We start from the raw sequence: 17,635 nt of genomic DNA, 5'->3' as shown, positions 1-17,635 counted from the left end.
CGGGACCGTAGAATAGGCTACCGGCAACCGGTGGAAACAACGGATTCATAGGAGCGGCCATGGCCAGGGTATCGGAGTCCAGCGCAAGCAGTGGTGACACGGTGAAATCCCTCCACCGGGGCCTGCGATTGCTGCAGACTCTGGCCGGGGAGGAGGCCGGCATGACCCTCACCGAACTCGCGGACCACGTTGAGCTGGCCCCCTCCACCACCCACCGCCTGCTGAACACCCTGCTGCGCAGCGGGTTCGTGGAGGTCAACGAGACCACTGGGCTCTGGAGCGTTGGGGTACAGGCGCTGGCGGTGGGCAACGCCTTTTTAAAGGGTCACGACTTCGTCAGCCTGTCCCGCCCCTTTTTGCGCAAACTGACCGACGGCTCCGGCGAAACCAGTAACCTGGCAGTGGAGAATGGCGGACACGCGGTATTCCTCTCGCAGGTGGAATGCCGAGCCATCGTCCGCGCCATGGCCAGGCCCGGCGATCGCACGCCACTGACCTGCAGCGGGGTCGGTCAGGCCCTGCTCGCGTGCATGAGCCCGGAGCGCGTGGAGGAGCTGATCCGCCAGCACGGCATGCCCTGTTACACCCCCAAAACGGTCACCACGCCGGACCAGTTGCACCAGACCCTGGCGCTGGCCCGTGAGCGCGGCTGGGCGCTGGATGACGAGGCACAGGCACTGGGGATGCGCTGTGTGGCCGCACCCTTCTTCAACGCCTACGGCGAGGCTGTGGCGGCCATCTCCATCTCCGGGCCGACCCCCCGCATCAGTGATGCCCGCATCCCCGTGCTCGGTGACCTGGTGGCCCGTACGGCCGCGGAGATCACCCGGCGTATCGGGGGCCGTCCGGCCGACGGCTTTCATGTGCCGGGGACCTGACCGGCATGGCGCGCCAAACATGGCTGTGCTACCTTGCGACGGAGTGACAGAGCGGGGGTGCCCCACGGGGCTGAGAAATACCCTTTGAACCTGACCCGGTTCGTACCGGCGTAGGGAAGCTTTGCCGACCCACCAAGCAGGCCCATGGTGCGCGTCCGCCCTGTCCCGGCAATCATGCCAAGACAGGAGGAGAAGCCACCATGAGCCAGAAGCAAGCAGACCGTGACGTCCAGAACGCCACCCGGGCACTGAACGCCGACGCTACCCGCCCCTTTCCCGCCTCCCGCCGCATCTACCTGCAGGGCAACCGGCCGGACGTGCGCGTGCCCATGCGCGAGATCGCGCTCTCGCCCACCGTCGGCAGCGCAGGCACCGAGGACAACCCGCCCTTCCCGGTCTACGACACCTCCGGGCCGTACGGCGACCCCGAGGTGGAGATCGACCTGGTCCGTGGACTGCCGGCACAGCGCGCCGGCTGGATTGAGGAGCGGGGTGATACCGAGGCGCTCACCGGACCCAGCTCGGAGTACGGCCGCGCCAGGGCCGGCGCATCGGAAACGGCTCACCTCCGCTTCCAGCACGTGCGTACCCCCCGCCGGGCCCGGGATGGGCAGTGCGTCACCCAGATGCACTACGCCCGCAAGGGGATCATTACCCCGGAGATGGAGTACGTGGCCATCCGCGAAAACCAGGCACTGGACCGGCTCGAGGCGCAGGGCCTGCTGACGGCCCGCCACCCGGGCCAGGCCTTCGGGGCGAACCTGCCGGAGCGCTACACCCCGGAGTTCGTCCGTGACGAGATCGCCGCCGGGCGGGCCATACTGCCCAACAACATCAACCACCCGGAGTCCGAGCCGATGATCATCGGCCGCAACTTCCGCGTGAAGATCAACGCCAATTTCGGCAATTCCGCGGTCACCTCCTCCATCGCCGAAGAGGTGGAGAAGCTCATCTGGTCCACCCGCTGGGGCGCGGACACGGTGATGGACCTGTCCACCGGCGATCACATCCACGAGACCCGGGAGTGGATCGTGCGCAACGCCCCGGTTCCGGTGGGCACGGTGCCGCTCTACCAGGCACTGGAAAAGGTCAACGGCGTACCGGAGGACCTCACCTGGGAGGTGTTCCGCGACACGCTGATCGAGCAGGCCGAACAGGGCGTGGACTACTTCACCATCCACGCCGGCGTACGCCTGCCCTTCATCCCGATGACCACTGAGCGCACCACCGGCATCGTCTCCCGGGGCGGCTCCATCATGGCTGCCTGGTGCCTCGCCCACCACCGCGAGAGCTTCCTCTACGAGCACTTCGAGGACATCTGCGAGATCATGAAGGCCTATGACGTGGCCTTCTCGCTGGGGGACGGCTTGCGCCCCGGGTCCATCGCCGACGCCAACGACGAGGCGCAGTTCGCCGAACTGAAGACCCTGGGCGAGTTGACCAAGATTGCCTGGGAACACGACGTGCAGGTCATGATCGAGGGCCCCGGCCACGTGCCCATGCAGCTCATCAAGGAGAACATGGACAAGGAACTGGAGGCTTGCTTCGACGCCCCGTTCTACACCCTGGGCCCGCTGGCCACCGACATTGCCCCGGGCTACGACCACATCACCTCGGCCATCGGCGCGGCGCAGATCGCCTGGTACGGCACCGCCATGCTCTGCTATGTCACCCCCAAGGAGCACCTGGGCCTGCCCGACCGGGACGATGTACGCGAGGGCATCGTCACCTACCGGCTGGCCGCCCACGCCGCCGATCTGGCCAAGGGCCACCCCGCCGCCCAGGCCCGTGACAACGCCCTGTCCAAGGCGCGCTTCGAGTTCCGCTGGGAGGACCAGTTCAACCTCGGGCTGGACCCGGAGCGCGCCAGGGAGTACCACGACGCCACACTGCCCAAGGAGGGCCACAAGCGGGCCCACTTCTGCTCCATGTGCGGGCCGAAGTTCTGCTCCATGAAGATCAGTCACGATGTGCGCGAGTTCGCCCGGCGCAAAGGCCTGGACGAGGCGGAGGCACTGGAGGCTGGGATGAAGGAACAGGCGGTGGCCTTCCGGGCCCGCGGCAGCCGGGTTTACCTGCAGGATGAAGAGCACTGACCTGAACCATCGCGCGCCCCGCTGCACTATCATGGTGCGGCGGGGGGCGTGACATCATCGCAACTTGCTGTTTCTGTTATGGCCGAGGGCTGGCATGCACATTGCGTTATTGTTCCCAGGACTTTGGGACAAGGAGTAGTGCATGTACACACGCGCAACGATCACCCTCGCACAGGCCCTCCGCCGTGAGTTGCGGTGCGAACTGGCTGAGGCCCACCAGGTCAGACTGGCGGAAGCAGACGCGATGGACCGCCTGCTTGCGCTCTCGGCACACTCCACCCGCCGGGTGGTGCAGCACCTGGCCGGGGAACTGCGGGCCAGCCTAGGCCCCTCCGCCCCGGATCAGGACATCGGCGCGAACGACACTGGATCAGCAACGGAGTCCTCACCCCGGCCGCAGCGGGTCTACCGCGGCTGCGTCATCGACTGACCGCCTCCCCCTCACATTGCGCCGGGCGTGGCAGCCCGTTCAGGCCGGTGGCACACTGCAGTCTGTAACCCAACCAGCGCCCCTTCACCCGGGGTCGGCAGCCAGAGGCTACAGACACCATGCAGGCAATACTGGCCCTGGACCAGGGCACCACCAGTTCCCGTGCAATCGTCTACGACAGCCATGGCGGCGTGCTGGGCGCCGCCCAACAGGGCTTTGAGCAGCACTTCCCGCAACCGGGCTGGGTGGAACACGACCCCGGGGAGATCTGGCAGAGCCAGCTCGCGGTGGCCATTCAGGCGGTGGAGCGGGCCGGCCTCAGCCGCGGCGATATCAGCGCGCTGGGCCTGACCAACCAGCGGGAAACCACCCTGCTCTGGGACCGGCAGACCGGCGAGCCGCTGCACCGCGCCATTGTCTGGCAGGACCGGCGCACCGCGCGCCTGTGCGAGGAACTGCGCCGGGACGGCCAGGAGCGACTGTTCCGCGAACGCACCGGGTTGCTGCTCGACCCCTACTTCTCCGGCACCAAACTCCGTTGGCTACTGGACAACATCCCCGGGGCGCGCCGCCGGGCCGAAGCCGGCGAACTGGCCTTCGGCACTGTCGATAGCTGGCTGATCTGGCAACTGACCGCCGGCCGCCTGCACGTCACCGATGCCAGCAACGCCTCGCGCACCCTGCTGTGCAACATCCATGAGGTGGAATGGGACCCAGAACTCCTGGCCGCGCTGGACATCCCGGCAGCGGTGCTGCCGGAGATCATCGACTCCTCCGGTGTCTGCGGGACCACTGCCTGCGAGGGGCTGCCCCACGGCATCCCGATCGCCGGGGTAGCAGGTGATCAGCAGGCCGCCCTCTACGGGCAGGGCTGCCAGGAGGCTGGCCTGGCCAAGTGCACCTACGGGACCGGCGCCTTTCTGCTCATGCACACCGGCGACAAACCCATACCCTCGGCCAACCGCCTGCTCACCACCGTGGCGTGGCGCATCGACGGGCGCACTGACTACGCCCTGGAAGGCAGCGTCTTCATCGCCGGTGCCGTGGTGCAGTGGTTGCGCGACGGCCTCGGCCTGATCCGCTCCTCCGACGAGATCGAGGCCCTGGCCCGCCAGGTACCGGATACCGGGGGCGTTTACCTGGTCCCGGCCTTCGCAGGGCTCGGTGCGCCCCATTGGGATCCGGACGCGCGCGGCATACTGGTGGGCATGACCCGCGGCACCGAACGCCCGCACATCGCGCGGGCCGCGTTGGAAAGCGTTGCATTCCAGGCCACGGAGGTGATCGGCGCCATGGAGATAGACGCCGGCATGGCCGTAAAACAGCTGCGGGTAGATGGTGGTGCCAGCACGAACAACCTGCTTATGCAGTTCCAGGCGGACCTGTTGGGCGCGCCGGTGGCACGGCCAGCCGACACCGAGGCCACCGCCGCCGGCGCTGCCGCGCTGGCTGCCCGCGGGGTCGGCCTGAACGGTTCCTCACCGGCCCGGGACGAGCACCTTACGCGCTTCGACCCACAGCTCTCCCGTTACGAAGTGGAGCAGCGGATGGGCGTCTGGCACCGGGCCGTAGCCCGGGCCGGAGGGTGGGCGCGGGAAGAGGACTGAGCGAGCCCCGGGCCCACACCACCGGGAGGGCGGTGCTGGTCGGGTTTTAGTTCTTGCCGCGGGACAGCAACACGTCGCACCGCACCTGGTGCACCACGCGCCGCGCCACACCGCCAAGCAGCACGTCCTGCCAGTGCTTGCGGCCATGGGTGCCCATGACCAGCAGTTCCGCGTTCAAGGCGTTGGCCGCCTCCTCAATGACCAACGGCGGATAGCCCACCCGAATGGTGGACTCCACCCGGCTCAGGTCCACGTTCGCGTTGGCGAGGAACGCCGACAGGTCCTGCTGCGTCTCGGCCATGGCCTGCTGATGGATGCGGCGGACGGTCTCGTCGTCGGCCCCGGTCCGGTAGATCCGGTCCAGCGGCGCGGTGTTGAAGACGTGCAGCACCTGAACAATGCCGTCCTCCGCCACCGACGTGGTGGCCATCTCCAGTGCATGGCGTGACCGCTCAGAGAAGTCCACCGGCACCAGCACCTTGCGATAGCGCCCCTGGGGCTCGTTCTTGACCACCAGGATCGGCCGATCGGTGTTCCGCACCAGATTCTCGGCCGTGGTGCCGAGGAAGATATCCCGCAGGTGGTGGTGGCCGTGGGCACCGACCACCAGCAGGTCGGCACCGAAGGCCTTGGCCTCGCTGAGAATGGTCTTGTAGCCATTCCCCAATACGGCCCGGCTCTGTACCGAGCCCCCCTCCACCACGCCGAGCTTTTCCATGTGCTCGGCCAGGGCCGAGTCGGTCCCGTCCACCAGCTGCTGGGCAACCTGCTCGGGGCTGCCTCGCATCAGGCGGACCAGGCTTTCCTCCTGCAGGTCCGCCTCGACCACGCTCAGCGCCAGCAGTTCGGCATTGTAGTCGGTGGCCAGTTGCAGGGCGCGGCGACCGGCTCGGTCCGCCCGGCGGGAGAGATCAGTGGCGTAGACGATTTTCTTAATGGTCATGTCCCGTTCGCTCTTGTCCGGATGCTACGCATGTCATGTCGTGCTCTGAGTATTGTTGCATAACTGACAGTCAATATCCGGTCAGTTCCGCATATCCATGGCCACTCACCGGCTGCCCGGCCCGTTCCCCGGACACCGCCAGCGCCCCCTCCCAGTAGCGGAAGACCCCGGCTCGGAGTTCCTGGTCTGCGACCACTGGTCGCAGTTCCAACGCCAATCCCTCTTCCGGGAGCGTCAGCTGCCACCCACCCGGGTAGGTCGCCTGCCCGTCCGGGCTCTGCCATTCGTCGGTGGCTACCAGGTCCACGTCCTCCAGGCCGAGCACCCGGCTGTCGCCCGCCGGCGTCACCCATAGCCCCTTGCTGATGGGGTCGACACCGCCGTCCTCCCGGCGCAAGTGGTAGAACATCAGCTCGTGGCCATCATCCAGTTGCACGGAGAACCAGTCCCAGCCGGCCAGATCCTCGCCCAGGGCACTGGTGCCCCACTCCCGGTCCTTCCAGGCCTGCCCCGCCACACGCCGCTCATCGCCCTCCAGCGTCAGGCGACCCTCCGCCGCCAACCGGGTCCAGGAGAAGTAACGCGACGCGTTGCCCCGCTCCGGCCCCTTCTGGCTGTAGCCGCCATCCCCCTGCAGCACCATCGGCTTCTCCGCCTCCAGCCGCAGGTCGACACCGAAACCATCCTGCTGGAACCGCACCCGCATCGGGAAGGGCCCCGGGCTGTCGTCGTCCGCTGCCAGTGACCAGTCCTCCAGCCAGATGCGGAACGGGTCGGGCTGCCCGCCGGCCAGCTCCAGCGCACCCCGGGAGAGTCGTTCGAAGTGGTGGAACGCCTCGCCCTGGGTATCGGTAATGGCGAAGTGGCCCATCCACAGCTGGTCGGTCGCCCAGGCGGAGGGGCGCTCCGGGGTCGACTCGGGCGCGACATTGAATCGGAATAGGGTCACCTGGAAGCCGTAATGCCGATCCTCGCCGTCAAACAGGTGGCCGGTGACATACCACCACTCATGGCGGTACCCCGGATGGGGACCGTGGTCCCGGGGAAAGACCAGCGGTTCGGGGCCCTCCACACGGGCCAAGCCGGCCACCTGGTCTTCGCCCGAGAGCGCGCCGGTGACTGACATGGGTGCCGGGTCCTCCGGGGGCTCCCGGTCGCCGCACCCCGTTAGCCCGGCGATCGGCACGGCACCGGCCAGCAGTAATGCCGGGAAAAATCGCGCCCGCCCCATCACTCCACCTCCTCGCGCAGTGCGTCGCCCGGCGGGGTGGCGGCCATGCGCCGGGCCGGGTACCACCCCGCCAACAGGGCCGCCAGCACCGCCAGCGCGACCGCCTGCAGGAGCAGCAGGGGGTCCACGTGGACACCGAGGCTCCAGCCGAACGCGCGCTGGTTGATGGTCTGGGTCAGCGCCACCGCCAGGGCCAGGCCCAACGGTAGCGCCAACAGGCCAGACAACCCGCCCGCAAACAGCGATTGACCGAGGATCAGCCGACGGACCTGTTGTACCGAGCACCCCATGGCCCGCAACACGGCCATTTCCCGCGACCGCTCCAGGGCCAGGGCCAGCAGGGCGCCCAGCACCCCCACCACGGCCACCCCCGTGGCCAGCAGGCGCAGCACGTGGGTGATGGTGAAGGTGCGGTCGAAGACATCCAGCGAGATCTGCCGGATCTCCGCACTGGGCCGGTAGCGCAACGCCTGCGCCTCGCCGGCCGCTGACCGCAGGCGCGCCACTAGCTCCGCGGTGTCGGTGCCGGCAGCGGCGTGTACGGCCACGCTGTTCACCGTTTCATCCTCCCAGATCGACCGGTAGCGCTCGGCAGCCATGATCACGGCCCCCTCGCTGGTGGTGTAATCGTAGGTGACACCGACCACGGTGAACGAGCGCTCCCCGGCCGGCGTGGGCAGGGTCAGCGAGTCCCCCGTGCCGACCCCGTGGCGGGACTGAAAGGGCTCGGTGACCAGCACGGCGTCCTCCTCGCGAAGGCGCGCCCACAGGGCCGGGTCACCTTCGCGGAACATGAAGCCATCCGCCCGGTCCCGCCCGAGGTCGTAGGCGCGCAGACGCCAATCCTCCCCGCCCCGGGCCAGGCGCAGGTAGCGCCCGGTGGTAATGCGCTCAACGCCCTCGACGCCAGCGAACGCCTCCGGCAGACCGGGCGCCAGCGGGGGTGACGCCTCGCCGGTGACGCTGGGGGCCGCGATGTAGACATCGGCGGCGAGACTAGCATCCAGCCACCGTTCGAAGGTGCCCCGGAAGCTATCCACCATCACGCCGACGCCGACCACCGTGCTGATCGCGATCATCAGCGCCGCCACGGCCACCGCACTGCGGGAGAGCCCGGCCGACAGGCCGCGCGCCGCCATGCGCCCGGGCAGGCCGAACAGTGCACCGGCCGGACGCGCCAACGCGAGGGAACTGCGCAACACCAACCAGGGCACCATCAGGGCCGCCCCCATCAGGAGCAGGAAAATTCCGACAAAGGCAACCAGTAACGCCGGACTGACCAGGAGCAGCGCGCTGCCCAGGAGGATTGCGCCGACCCCGGCGCCGGCCAAGCGCGGGGCCCGGGCCCGGCTGCGGCCTTCCAGGTCGGCCCGGCTCAGGGTCGCCCGCGGCGGTGACCGGGCTGCCTCGTTGGCGGGCAAAAGGGCCGCCACCAGCGTCGCGCCCATCCCCAGCGCCAGCCCCAAAGCCAGGTTATGCGGGGAGAGCGCCACGCCGCGGACCTGCACTACGAAATAGAGATCGTTGATGGTGCGCGTGACCAGACCCACCAGCCCCTGGGCGAGCAACCACCCCACGACCAGCCCCAGCACGCTCCCGACAAGCCCAACGACAGCCGCCTCCAGCAGCACCAGGCGGAGGATCTGCACCCGATCCACTCCGAGGGCGCGCAGCCGACCGAACAGCGCCCGCCGCTGCACGACAGCGAAGGTCATGGCGTTATAGATCAGGAAGGCCCCGACGAGGAGCGCCAGCAGGCTGAAGGCGGTCAGATTGAGACGAAAGGCGCGGCTCATATCCAGCAGGGCGCTGGACCGGGCCTCGGCCGGGCGCAGCTGCACGCCGTCGGGCAGGTCCTCCGCCAGCGTCGCCGCCCGCCCCTCATCGGGCAGGACCAGGTCGATACGGTCCAGGCGCCCCGTCCGGCCGAGCAGCGCCTGCGCGGCGGCGATGTCCATGATCAGCACATCGTGCAGCCCCTGCCGGTCAACGGGTCGGGCCGTGGCCAGGGTGCCGCCGAGCACTACTGCCCGTTCCCGGCCCTGAACGCGCAAGCGCAACCGGTCTCCCGGCTGCAGGTCCAGCTCGGCAGCCGCATCCTCCAGCATCAACACGTGGTCGTCGCGGCCCATGAACAGCGCGAGATCGGCCTGCCCGGCGATACCCCCCAGCCCCGGGCGCACCTCGGACTCGGCGAAAGCGTCCACGCCGAGCATGCGCCAGACACGCGCAGCCTGGTCGAGATCCTCCGCGTACCCCTCCACTACCGGGCTGGCGCGCCGCTCGCCCTGCTCCACCCGCAGCCAGGGGTAGAGGGCCTCGTCGAAGCCCTCGCTTCCCGCCGTGATGCTGTGCGTTGCCTCCCCGGTGAGGGCGTCGGCAGAAAGCTGGAAGGCCTGCAGGGCGCTGCGGTTGGCCAGGTCCACCGCCGTCACCACGGCCACACCGAGGGTAATCCCCAGGACTGCCAGGGCGACCTGCCAACGATGACCGAGCAGGTAGCGGAGACCCGCACGCCGGAGCAGGTGCATCAGACACGCACCCCTTCCGCCCGATCCACCCACTGCAGTTGCCCCGCCACCAGCCGGTAGACCCGGTCAGCGGCCGCCGCGACCTCCTGGCTGTGGGTCACGGTGATGAGCGTCATGCCCTCTGCCCGAACCAGTTGCTGCAACAGGGCGAGCACCTGGGCGCCGGTCTCGGCGTCCAGGGTCCCGGTGGGCTCATCGGCCAGCAACAGCGCGGGCCGGTGGACCAAGGCGCGGGCCAGGGCTACCCGCTGCTGCTCGCCGCCGGACAGGCGCTCCGGGAAGGCATCCGCCCGGTCGCCCAGGCCCACCGCCTCGAGCAATGTCCTCGCCCTCCCGGAGGCGTGGCGCTCGCCCACCAGCTCCAGCGGTAGCAGCAGGTTCTCCAGGACGGTCAGCGTGGGGATCAGGTTGAAGAACTGGAAAACAAAACCGACATGGTGGCGCCGGAAGCGGGTCCGCTCACCCTCACCCAAGCTGCTCAGCTCGGTATCGCCCAGCAGGACACGGCCCGCATCCGGGCGGTCCATCCCGCTGATCAGGTTCAGGAGCGTGCTTTTGCCGGACCCGCTGCGCCCGATCAACGCCACGTGCTCGCCGGGCGCCACATCCAACGCGGCGCCGTCGAGCACGACGCGTTGCTGGCCGCCCTCCGCGTACCCTTTGCTCAGGCCCTGCAGGCTGACGCGCATCCCCTGTCTCCTGGTGCCGCCGGCACCTTCATCTCCGTGGCAAGCTGTCGCAACCCGCTGCTCGGGAAAAGATGTACCATAACCGCCAAGACAGGCGGTACGGGCCCGGCAGGCCGATCGGTCGCGCCCCGGGCGCACCGCCTGGCGGGGCTAGCTTATCGCGTCAGTCAGGGAGCTGTCTTGGAATACCCTCCGCTCATCATCGCGTTTCTGGTCGGTCTGTTCAGCACGGTGCACTGCCTGGGCATGTGCGGCGGCATCGTCGGGGCGTTGACATTCAGCCTGGCCCCGGAAGTGCGCAAACGGGGCGGCCTGCTCCCGCTGTACAGCACGGCCTACAGCCTCGGCCGGATCACCAGCTACTCCATAGCCGGGGCCATCACCGGGGCACTGGGCGGCACCCTGCTGGTCGGGCTGGGTGGCCAGGGGCAGTTCGTGGTGCAGGTGGTGGCCGCAACCCTCCTGGTGGGGATCGGGCTCTACATAGCCGGCTGGTTCCCGAGCCTGGCCCGGATAGAGCGGGTCGGTCTGCCCCTGTGGCGCCGACTGGAACCGCTGGGCCGGCGCATGCTTCCGGTGCGCGGCGTCCACCAGGCCTATCTCTTCGGCCTTGTCTGGGGCTGGTTGCCGTGTGGCCTGGTCTACTCGGCGCTGATCTTCAGCCTGTCCGCCGGCAGCGCCGTGGAAGGCGCCGCGTTCATGTTCTTTTTCGGCCTGGGCACTATGCCGGCGATGGTCACTGCCGGCGTCATGGCCGGGACATTGGCCCGCTTTGTCCGCAGGCCAATGATCCGACGCATCGTCGGGGTTACCGTTATATTGATGGCAGTGGCAACGGTCACCGTTCCGGGCCACTTTTACGGCACGGAGGCCCTCGGGGGGCCGTAGGAGTCTGGGGTTATACGATGAACAGAATGCTCGGCAAGTCTCCGGAATTGCAGTCGGTCCTGCGCGCGGCACGACTGGTCGCCAGCACCGATGTCACGACACTGATCCTCGGGGAAAGCGGCACCGGCAAGGAACTGCTGGCGCGCACCCTCCACGACGAAAGCCCCCGTGCAGGTTCCCCCTTCATCGCGGTCAATTGCGCGGCGCTGCCCGAAGGCCTGGCCGAGTCGGAACTCTTTGGCCATCGGCGCGGTGCCTTCACCGGCGCGGTCGATGCCCACGACGGCCGGATCGCGGCCGCGGACGGGGGCACGTTGTTTCTGGACGAGGTCGGCGAGTTGCCGGCAGCGGTCCAGGCCAAGCTACTGCGTTTTCTGGAATCGGGCGAGTGTCAGCCCCTGGGGGCCACCCGGCCGCAGGCCGTGGACACCCGGGTGGTGGCCGCGACCCACCGGGATCTCCACGAGGACGTGGCGGCGGGGCGCTTCCGGGCGGACCTCTATTACCGCCTGCAGGTCATCCCGTTGGAGCTGCCCGCCCTGCGCGAGCGGCCCAGCGACATCCCTGCCCTGCTGAGCCATTTCCTGGAGACGCTGGCCGGTCAGCACGGCCTCCCCGGTCCCCGGCTTTCGTGCGCGGCCCGACAATGCCTGGAGGCCTATGCCTGGCCGGGGAACGTCCGTGAGCTGCGCAACACCTGCGAACGCCTCGTCATTCTGCACGCCGGCCAGACCATTGAACCCGACCACTTACCGGCGGCGCTCCGCACCACCGGCGGAGCCGGCAACAGCTTCCGGCTGCCGGCTGAGGGGGTAAGAATGGACGAACTGGAGGCCGACCTGATCCGCCAGGCGCTGGCGCGCACGGAGGGTAACCGGAGCCGCGCTGCGCGCCTTCTCGGGCTGACACGGGATACACTGCTTTACCGCATGAAAAAGTACGGGTTACAGGAAGAGATAGCCGGCATGCAGCGCACGCCGCTGCTCTCTGCCTGACCACCACTCTGCTTGGCTGAGAGGCACACCCATGACTGAGGCAAAACGGGCGCAGGCAACCCTCGGCGGGGGCTGCTTCTGGTGTCTGGAGGCGGTCTTCCAACAACTGCGCGGTGTCCATCGCGTGGTCTCCGGTTACGCGGGCGGTAAACGGCCGAACCCCAGTTACCAGCAGGTCTGTTCGGGGGCCACCGGCCACGCCGAGGTGGTTCAGATCACCTTCGACCCCGATAAAATCAGCTACGCGGACCTGTTGCGGGTGTTCTTCGTGATCCACGACCCGACCACGCTGAACCGCCAGGGTGCGGATATCGGCACCCAGTACCGTTCGGTCATATTTACCCACGACGACCAGCAAGCCGAGACCGCGCGAGAGATCATGGCAGAGGTGGCCGCCGACTGGCCGGCCCCGCTGGTCACCGAGGTCACCGAGCTGCCCGCCTTCTACCCCGCCGAACCGGAGCACCAGGACTACTACCGGCAACACGGTGCCCAGCCCTACTGCAGGATGGTCATCGCACCGAAGCTCGGCAAGGCGCAGGCGCAATTCCGGCACCTGCTGGCCAAATAGAACCACCTGGACGGGCGCGCAAGCGGGGCGCCGCGCCCCATCAGGTGGGGATGACCCACCGGGATCGGGTGCCCAGGGTTTCCATCGCCTGGTGGGTGCTCAAGAAGATCTGCCCGCCACGGAGCTGCTCCGGCAAACCGGCCCGCACCAACCCGTCCATCACCGGGCCCTTCACCTCTGCCAGGTGCAGCGTGACCCCACTGTCCGCGAACTGCTCCGCCAGCTCCTCGAGGGTTTCCAACGCACTGGCGTCGATGAAATTGACGGCGCTGCAGATCAGGACCACGTGCTCCACCCCGCCCTGGCCCCAGACCAGACCCTGCAGCCGGTCCTCCAGATAACGGGTATTGGGGAAGTAGAGGTTCTCGTCCACCCGCACCAGCAGCACCCGGGGGTCCGTCTTCACCTCGTGGCGCTCCACGTTTCGGTAGTGCTCCGTGCCCGGCACCCGGCCGACCACGGCCATGTGTGGCCGGCTGGTCCGCCACAGGTAGAGGCCCAGGGAGAGGAGCACGCCGGCCACGATGCCGGCCTCCACCCCGACCAGCAACACCACTCCGCCGGTGGTTACCAGGGTGAGGAACTCACTGCGGCTGTACTCCCAGATCCGCCGGGGGGTATGCAGATCCACCAGGCCCACCACGGCCACCAGGATGATGGCGGCCAGACTGGCGTGAGGCAGCCAGGCCAGCCAGGGTGTGAAGAACAACAACACCAGCACGATTAACAAGGCGCTGATGACCCCCGCCAGGGGGGTGCGCGCCCCCGCCGTGTAGTTGACCACCGAGCGCGAGATACCGCCGGTGACCGGGTAGCCCCCGGAGAACGAAGCCCCGATATTCGCCAACCCCAGGCCCTTGAGCTCCCGATCAGGGTCTATCCGCTCCCGGTCCTTCGCCGCCAGCGACTTGGCCACGGAGGCGCTCTCCAGGAACCCAACCAATGCAATGAGAATGGCCCCCCAGAGCAGTTCCCGCCAAAGCGGCAAATCAACGGCAGGCATGGCGATGCCGGGCAGGCCTTCCGGTACGGCACCCACCACACTGACCCCGTAGCGTTGGTCCAGGCCCAGCAGCGCAACCGCCGCGGAAGCGAGGACCACCAACACCAGCGGGGCCGTCTTCACCATTAAGCCGGCGATTGCAGCAGACAGGCCCAGCCCGGTCAGAAGCCGCTTGAAGGGCCCCTGCATCAAAAGCAGCAGCGCCACACTGCCCACCGCCAGCAACAACGTGACCGGGTTGATATCTGCTGCCGACTGGGCCAACGCCCAGAGCATGGTGGGTAGGTTATTGCCGCCCCCCTCTACCCCGAGGACGTGCCGCAACTGGCTGAAACCGATGAGAATCGCCGCGGCGGTGATGAACCCGGAGAGCACCGGATGGCTGAGGAATTGAGTCACGAACCCCAGCCGGACCATGCCCATGACCAGAAGCACCACCCCGGAGAGCAGGGCGAGGGCCACCGCCGCGCCCAGGTGCTCGGCGGTACCGGGCACGGCCACCGTCCCCGCCACACTCGCCACCATGAGCGAAACGATGGCCACCGGCCCGACGGCCAGGGCGCGACTGCTGGCGAACAGGGCGTAGGCAATCGGGGGGATAATGCTGGCGTACAGCCCGACGTGCGGGGGCAGGTTGGCCAACATTGCGTAGGCCATGGCCTGCGGCACCAGCATGACGGCCACCACCGCGCCGGCGATTACATCACCGGCGAAATACTCCGAGCGGTAGCCACGCAACCAACCGAACAGGGGCAACCGATGCCCCGCTTTGCTGCTCCCGGAGCGAACCTCCAAGCAAAACCTCCAGTGAAGAATAGCCCCGTAGCGGGCAAAACCCGTGTGAAAAAGGATTAGTCGGCGAGCACCGGTCGCAAAGGAGCAGCACGGGAATCAGCGGCTGAGGGGCCTCTATCGATCCGCCGTCCCGTCCCGTCCGTGGTCTGCGCCACAAAACAACTCGTGCAGCTTGCCCAGCAGCGCCATTGCCTCTTCACTGGCAACGCGGTAGTAGATCGTGCGGGATTCCCTGCGCGTCGCCACCAGCTTCTCTTCGCGTAGCCGGGTCAGCTGTTGTGACAGCGCTGGCTGCCGCATACCCAGCAGGCGTTCGAGTTCGCCCACCGACTTTTCACCCTCCACGAGGTGGCAAAGGATCATCAGACGGCGTTCGTTGGCCAATGTCTTCAGGAAGCGGCTCGCTTGCGCGGCATTCCTGGACATCTGGTCCATATCGAGATCAAGGATCGCGTTCATATTCATATATTCTACTTTTTGCATTGATTGTCAAGGCCTCACAGTAACCACGCCATACCCTGTGGACCTTCCTCTCGCTCCGGCCCCCATCCTGGAAGGGGCACCCAACCCGTTTGGGCAGCCAGTGGTCCACTGGCGCCCGGTGAGTTCGGAAATAATCGTCTCCCTTGATATATTAGCTGGTTACAATCTACCAGATTCACGCCACCGGTCCGACTTAAGCGGCGCAGCTTGAACACCCCTGTGCCAATAGGCATTCTGCAACGCTTGGTCAGGGCGGTCGAATACCGTCATATTAGATGCACATTCCTTTAAGTTAACAACGGTGAGGACGTGTGGCCGAGGATCTGATCGAGACACTGAAAGCAGACCGGGGCATAGTCTGTCTGGTGGGTGCCGGTGGCAAGAAGACCACCATGGCGCGCCTGGCCAGCCTTCAACCTAACCGCGCCGTCGGCCTGAGCAGCACCGTTTTCTGCGCACCGCTGCCCGACTGGCTCTCTCATACAGTGCAGACTGGCGCAGAGACAGCCCTGTTAGAGCACGCCGATGCCTCGCGCGACCAGCGCATCGCGCTGGCCTGGTTCGGCACCTCGGAACGCCCGGACCGACACAGCGGCCTGCCTCCGACCCTGATTCCGCGCCTGCACCAGGTTGCCCGACGCCAGGTGACACTGGTCAAGGCAGACGGCGCCCGTATGCGACGCATCAAGGCCCCAGGCCCCAAAGAGCCGGTGCTGGCCACGCCCTGCGACGCCGTGATTGCGCTACTGTCGATCAAGGCGATCGGACGCCCGCTGGACGAAAAGGTTGCGCATCGCCCCGATCGGATCGCCGACACCACCGGCCTCCGCCGGGGCCAGACCATCGGCGCCACCCACCTGGCCCGGTTGCTGACTCACCCCCATGGGTTGCTTCAGGGTCTGGGTGATACCCCGGTCACTCCGGTGATCAACATGGTGGACAACGCCGAGGCGCGGGCCGTCGCGCGACGCGTCGCCGAAGCCGCCCTGGCGGATACGCGACGCTTCGACCGCGTGGTCCTTGCCAGTATGCGGGCCCCGTCTCCGCTGGTAGAGATCGTCGGCGACTGAGCGCCCCGAGAAGAGGACAAGCATGCACGAAAACAGCAATACACCCCGCGAAAGCGAGGCGATCACGGGAGTCATCCTCGCCGGGGGCCAGGCCCGTCGCATGGGCGGCCAGGACAAGGGGCTGCTGTCGCTGGCCGGGCAGCCGATGATTCACTGGGTCCTGGAAGCCCTGGCACCCCAGGTGGATCACCTGCTTATCAATGCCAATCGGCATCACCATCGCTACCAGCGGTTCGGGCACCCGGTGATCCCCGACCGACTGCCGGACTACCCGGGGCCCTTGGCGGGCATGCTCGCTGGAATGGAGACCGCCGCGACCGGGTTCATAGCCATTGTGCCCTGCGATGCGCCGTTGCTCCCCGGGGACCTGGTGGCCCGACTGGCGCAGACCCGGGACGAGCAGGATGCGGACATCGTGACCGCGCAGTGCGGGGGCCGGCTGCAACCGACCTTCGCTCTTATCCGCTGCACGCTGGCAACAGACCTTTACGAATACCTGACATCCGGCCAGGGGAAGATCGACCGCTGGTACCGGCAGCATCGCCTGGCCGTACTGGATATGGAGGAGCAGGCCGAGGCCTTTATCAATGTGAACACGCCGGAAGAGCTTGAAGACCTCGAAACCCGATTTAGACAGGAGTAAATGCTAATGAGTCAGTACTGGGCGGAATTGGCCGAGTCGATGAGCGGCCGCATGAAGCAGGTAGCAATGGGTGCCCCGGAGATGGCCCGCGGCTTCAACCAGCTGAAGCAGGCCAGTGGCAAGGATGGTGCCCTGGACCCCGCCACGAAATCGCTGATTGCCCTGGCGCTCGGCATTGCCGCGCACTGCGAGGGCTGCCTGGCCTTTCACGCCAAGGCGGCCGCGAAGAATGGCGCAACCCGGGAACAGGTGCAGGAGATGATCGCCGTCGCCGTGCAAATGGGCGGCGGGCCCTCCTTCGTCTATGGCGGTATGGCACTGGAGGCATTCGACGAGTTCGCCGCCGGCCAATGAGGCCATGATGGCTGCCGGGCACTCGCGGCCCGGCAGCCATCGGCAAGCCCGAACGGTGCAAAGCGGCGCGTGCCGCATTTCGGGCACAAAAAAAGCCGGGCATTGTGCCCGGCTTTTTTATCGTTTGGTGGAGCCAGGCGGGATCGAACCGCCGACCTCCTGCATGCCATGCAGGCGCTCTCCCAGCTGAGCTATGGCCCCTTGACTGGCGCTATATGCTACGGATTTGGTCCGTGTCGGTCAAGCACCCCTGGGTGCTTCACTGCTTGTCGAACCGGCACTGCCCTGAAGGCAATGCCCGAGCTGGCGAACTGCCGGCTCGCGTGTTTGGTGGAGCCAGGCGGGATCGAACCGCCGACCTCCTGCATGCCATGCAGGCGCTCTCCCAGCTGAGCTATGGCCCCGTGCAATGAGGCGCGTATGGTAGG

At 67.5% G+C, this 17,635-nt stretch carries 16 protein-coding genes, 2 tRNA genes and 1 riboswitch; of the genes, 10 read left to right on the top strand and 8 right to left on the bottom strand.

The window, feature by feature from the left end:
* The first annotated feature begins 59 nt into the window (after positions 1-59).
* From DFR31_RS00880 to glpK, 4 genes are all read left to right on the top strand, one after another.
* Positions 60-878, top strand: coding sequence for an IclR family transcriptional regulator (locus DFR31_RS00880; protein ID WP_121440784.1), 819 nt, complete (start codon positions 60-62; stop codon positions 876-878).
* A gap of 43 nt (positions 879-921) precedes the next feature.
* A riboswitch (TPP riboswitch) is annotated at positions 922-1,013 on the top strand.
* Between the two features lie 65 nt (positions 1,014-1,078).
* Complete coding sequence (thiC, locus tag DFR31_RS00875) at positions 1,079-2,974, top strand: phosphomethylpyrimidine synthase ThiC (RefSeq protein ID WP_121440783.1); 1,896 nt, start codon at positions 1,079-1,081, stop codon at positions 2,972-2,974.
* A 142-nt stretch (positions 2,975-3,116) separates the two neighbouring features.
* On the top strand, positions 3,117-3,404 hold the full coding sequence (locus DFR31_RS00870; protein ID WP_121440782.1) for a hypothetical protein: 288 nt from the start codon (positions 3,117-3,119) through the stop codon (positions 3,402-3,404).
* A 119-nt stretch (positions 3,405-3,523) separates the two neighbouring features.
* Positions 3,524-5,011, top strand: a complete 1,488-nt coding sequence (gene glpK, locus DFR31_RS00865; protein ID WP_121440781.1) for a glycerol kinase GlpK — start codon at positions 3,524-3,526, stop codon at positions 5,009-5,011.
* A 46-nt stretch (positions 5,012-5,057) separates the two neighbouring features.
* Here the strand turns inward: glpK and DFR31_RS00860 are convergent, their stop codons facing one another.
* The 4 genes from DFR31_RS00860 to DFR31_RS00845 form a co-directional block, all read right to left on the bottom strand.
* Positions 5,058-5,954, bottom strand: coding sequence for a universal stress protein (locus tag DFR31_RS00860; protein WP_121440780.1), 897 nt, complete (start codon positions 5,952-5,954; stop codon positions 5,058-5,060).
* Between the two features lie 70 nt (positions 5,955-6,024).
* Positions 6,025-7,185, bottom strand: coding sequence for a lipocalin-like domain-containing protein (locus tag DFR31_RS00855; protein ID WP_121440779.1), 1,161 nt, complete (start codon positions 7,183-7,185; stop codon positions 6,025-6,027).
* Entirely contained in the window at positions 7,185-9,716 is a 2,532-nt protein-coding gene (locus tag DFR31_RS00850) for an ABC transporter permease (RefSeq protein WP_211328213.1), read from the bottom strand. The genes DFR31_RS00855 and DFR31_RS00850 overlap by 1 nt, the downstream gene beginning before the upstream one ends.
* Positions 9,716-10,405 (bottom strand): ABC transporter ATP-binding protein, encoded by a 690-nt coding sequence (locus tag DFR31_RS00845; protein ID WP_121440778.1) that lies wholly within the window; start codon positions 10,403-10,405, stop codon positions 9,716-9,718. The genes DFR31_RS00850 and DFR31_RS00845 overlap by 1 nt, the downstream gene beginning before the upstream one ends.
* A 180-nt stretch (positions 10,406-10,585) precedes the next feature.
* On the opposite strand from DFR31_RS00845, the gene DFR31_RS00840 reads away from it, so the two are divergent.
* The 3 genes from DFR31_RS00840 to msrA are packed head-to-tail and all read left to right on the top strand — an operon-like array spanning position 10,586 to position 12,859.
* Positions 10,586-11,293, top strand: a complete 708-nt coding sequence (locus DFR31_RS00840) for a sulfite exporter TauE/SafE family protein (protein WP_121440777.1) — start codon at positions 10,586-10,588, stop codon at positions 11,291-11,293.
* A 17-nt stretch (positions 11,294-11,310) separates the two neighbouring features.
* Positions 11,311-12,288, top strand: a complete 978-nt coding sequence (locus DFR31_RS00835; protein WP_121440776.1) for a sigma-54 interaction domain-containing protein — start codon at positions 11,311-11,313, stop codon at positions 12,286-12,288.
* A 31-nt stretch (positions 12,289-12,319) separates the two neighbouring features.
* Positions 12,320-12,859 (top strand): peptide-methionine (S)-S-oxide reductase MsrA, encoded by a 540-nt coding sequence (gene msrA, locus DFR31_RS00830; protein WP_121440775.1) that lies wholly within the window; start codon positions 12,320-12,322, stop codon positions 12,857-12,859.
* Between the two features lie 40 nt (positions 12,860-12,899).
* On the opposite strand, the gene DFR31_RS00825 is transcribed toward msrA, so the two are convergent.
* Together DFR31_RS00825 and DFR31_RS00820 are read right to left on the bottom strand one after the other, a co-directional pair.
* On the bottom strand, positions 12,900-14,657 hold the full coding sequence (locus DFR31_RS00825; RefSeq protein ID WP_121440774.1) for a SulP family inorganic anion transporter: 1,758 nt from the start codon (positions 14,655-14,657) through the stop codon (positions 12,900-12,902).
* Between the two features lie 114 nt (positions 14,658-14,771).
* Complete coding sequence (locus tag DFR31_RS00820) at positions 14,772-15,140, bottom strand: ArsR/SmtB family transcription factor (RefSeq protein WP_245971053.1); 369 nt, start codon at positions 15,138-15,140, stop codon at positions 14,772-14,774.
* Between the two features lie 311 nt (positions 15,141-15,451).
* Between DFR31_RS00820 and yqeC the strand changes: the two genes are divergently transcribed.
* Genes yqeC through DFR31_RS00805 form a run of 3 tightly spaced genes read left to right on the top strand, consistent with a single transcriptional unit; the run spans position 15,452 to position 17,207 of the window.
* Complete coding sequence (gene yqeC, locus DFR31_RS00815; protein ID WP_121440773.1) at positions 15,452-16,210, top strand: selenium cofactor biosynthesis protein YqeC; 759 nt, start codon at positions 15,452-15,454, stop codon at positions 16,208-16,210.
* A 22-nt stretch (positions 16,211-16,232) separates the two neighbouring features.
* Complete coding sequence (gene mobA, locus DFR31_RS00810; RefSeq protein ID WP_121440772.1) at positions 16,233-16,853, top strand: molybdenum cofactor guanylyltransferase MobA; 621 nt, start codon at positions 16,233-16,235, stop codon at positions 16,851-16,853.
* 6 nt (positions 16,854-16,859) lie between these two features.
* Complete coding sequence (locus tag DFR31_RS00805; RefSeq protein ID WP_121440771.1) at positions 16,860-17,207, top strand: carboxymuconolactone decarboxylase family protein; 348 nt, start codon at positions 16,860-16,862, stop codon at positions 17,205-17,207.
* Between the two features lie 125 nt (positions 17,208-17,332).
* Here the strand turns inward: DFR31_RS00805 and DFR31_RS00800 are convergent.
* Positions 17,333-17,408 (bottom strand) — tRNA-Ala (locus DFR31_RS00800).
* 127 nt (positions 17,409-17,535) lie between these two features.
* A tRNA-Ala gene (locus tag DFR31_RS00795) sits at positions 17,536-17,611 on the bottom strand.
* Positions 17,612-17,635 lie beyond the last annotated feature (24 nt).

Source organism: Alkalispirillum mobile (assembly GCF_003664325.1).
In the GTDB taxonomy this organism is placed as follows: Bacteria; Pseudomonadota; Gammaproteobacteria; order Nitrococcales; family Halorhodospiraceae; genus Alkalilimnicola; species Alkalilimnicola mobilis.
The sequence above is the reverse complement of the archived record's forward strand: the minus strand, read 5'-3'. Positions and strand labels throughout refer to the sequence as shown.

Coding starts and splice junctions, on each gene's coding strand:
- DFR31_RS00835 (WP_121440776.1), top strand. CDS start 11,311: ATGAACAGAATGCTCGGCAAGTCTCCGGAATTGCAGTCGGTCCTGCGC.
- DFR31_RS00820 (WP_245971053.1), bottom strand. CDS start 15,140: ATGCAAAAAGTAGAATATATGAATATGAACGCGATCCTTGATCTCGAT.
- DFR31_RS00850 (WP_211328213.1), bottom strand. CDS start 9,716: ATGCACCTGCTCCGGCGTGCGGGTCTCCGCTACCTGCTCGGTCATCGT.
- DFR31_RS00845 (WP_121440778.1), bottom strand. CDS start 10,405: ATGCGCGTCAGCCTGCAGGGCCTGAGCAAAGGGTACGCGGAGGGCGGC.
- msrA (WP_121440775.1), top strand. CDS start 12,320: ATGACTGAGGCAAAACGGGCGCAGGCAACCCTCGGCGGGGGCTGCTTC.
- thiC (WP_121440783.1), top strand. CDS start 1,079: ATGAGCCAGAAGCAAGCAGACCGTGACGTCCAGAACGCCACCCGGGCA.
- DFR31_RS00860 (WP_121440780.1), bottom strand. CDS start 5,954: ATGACCATTAAGAAAATCGTCTACGCCACTGATCTCTCCCGCCGGGCG.
- DFR31_RS00870 (WP_121440782.1), top strand. CDS start 3,117: ATGTACACACGCGCAACGATCACCCTCGCACAGGCCCTCCGCCGTGAG.
- DFR31_RS00855 (WP_121440779.1), bottom strand. CDS start 7,185: ATGGGGCGGGCGCGATTTTTCCCGGCATTACTGCTGGCCGGTGCCGTG.
- glpK (WP_121440781.1), top strand. CDS start 3,524: ATGCAGGCAATACTGGCCCTGGACCAGGGCACCACCAGTTCCCGTGCA.
- DFR31_RS00805 (WP_121440771.1), top strand. CDS start 16,860: ATGAGTCAGTACTGGGCGGAATTGGCCGAGTCGATGAGCGGCCGCATG.
- DFR31_RS00880 (WP_121440784.1), top strand. CDS start 60: ATGGCCAGGGTATCGGAGTCCAGCGCAAGCAGTGGTGACACGGTGAAA.
- mobA (WP_121440772.1), top strand. CDS start 16,233: ATGCACGAAAACAGCAATACACCCCGCGAAAGCGAGGCGATCACGGGA.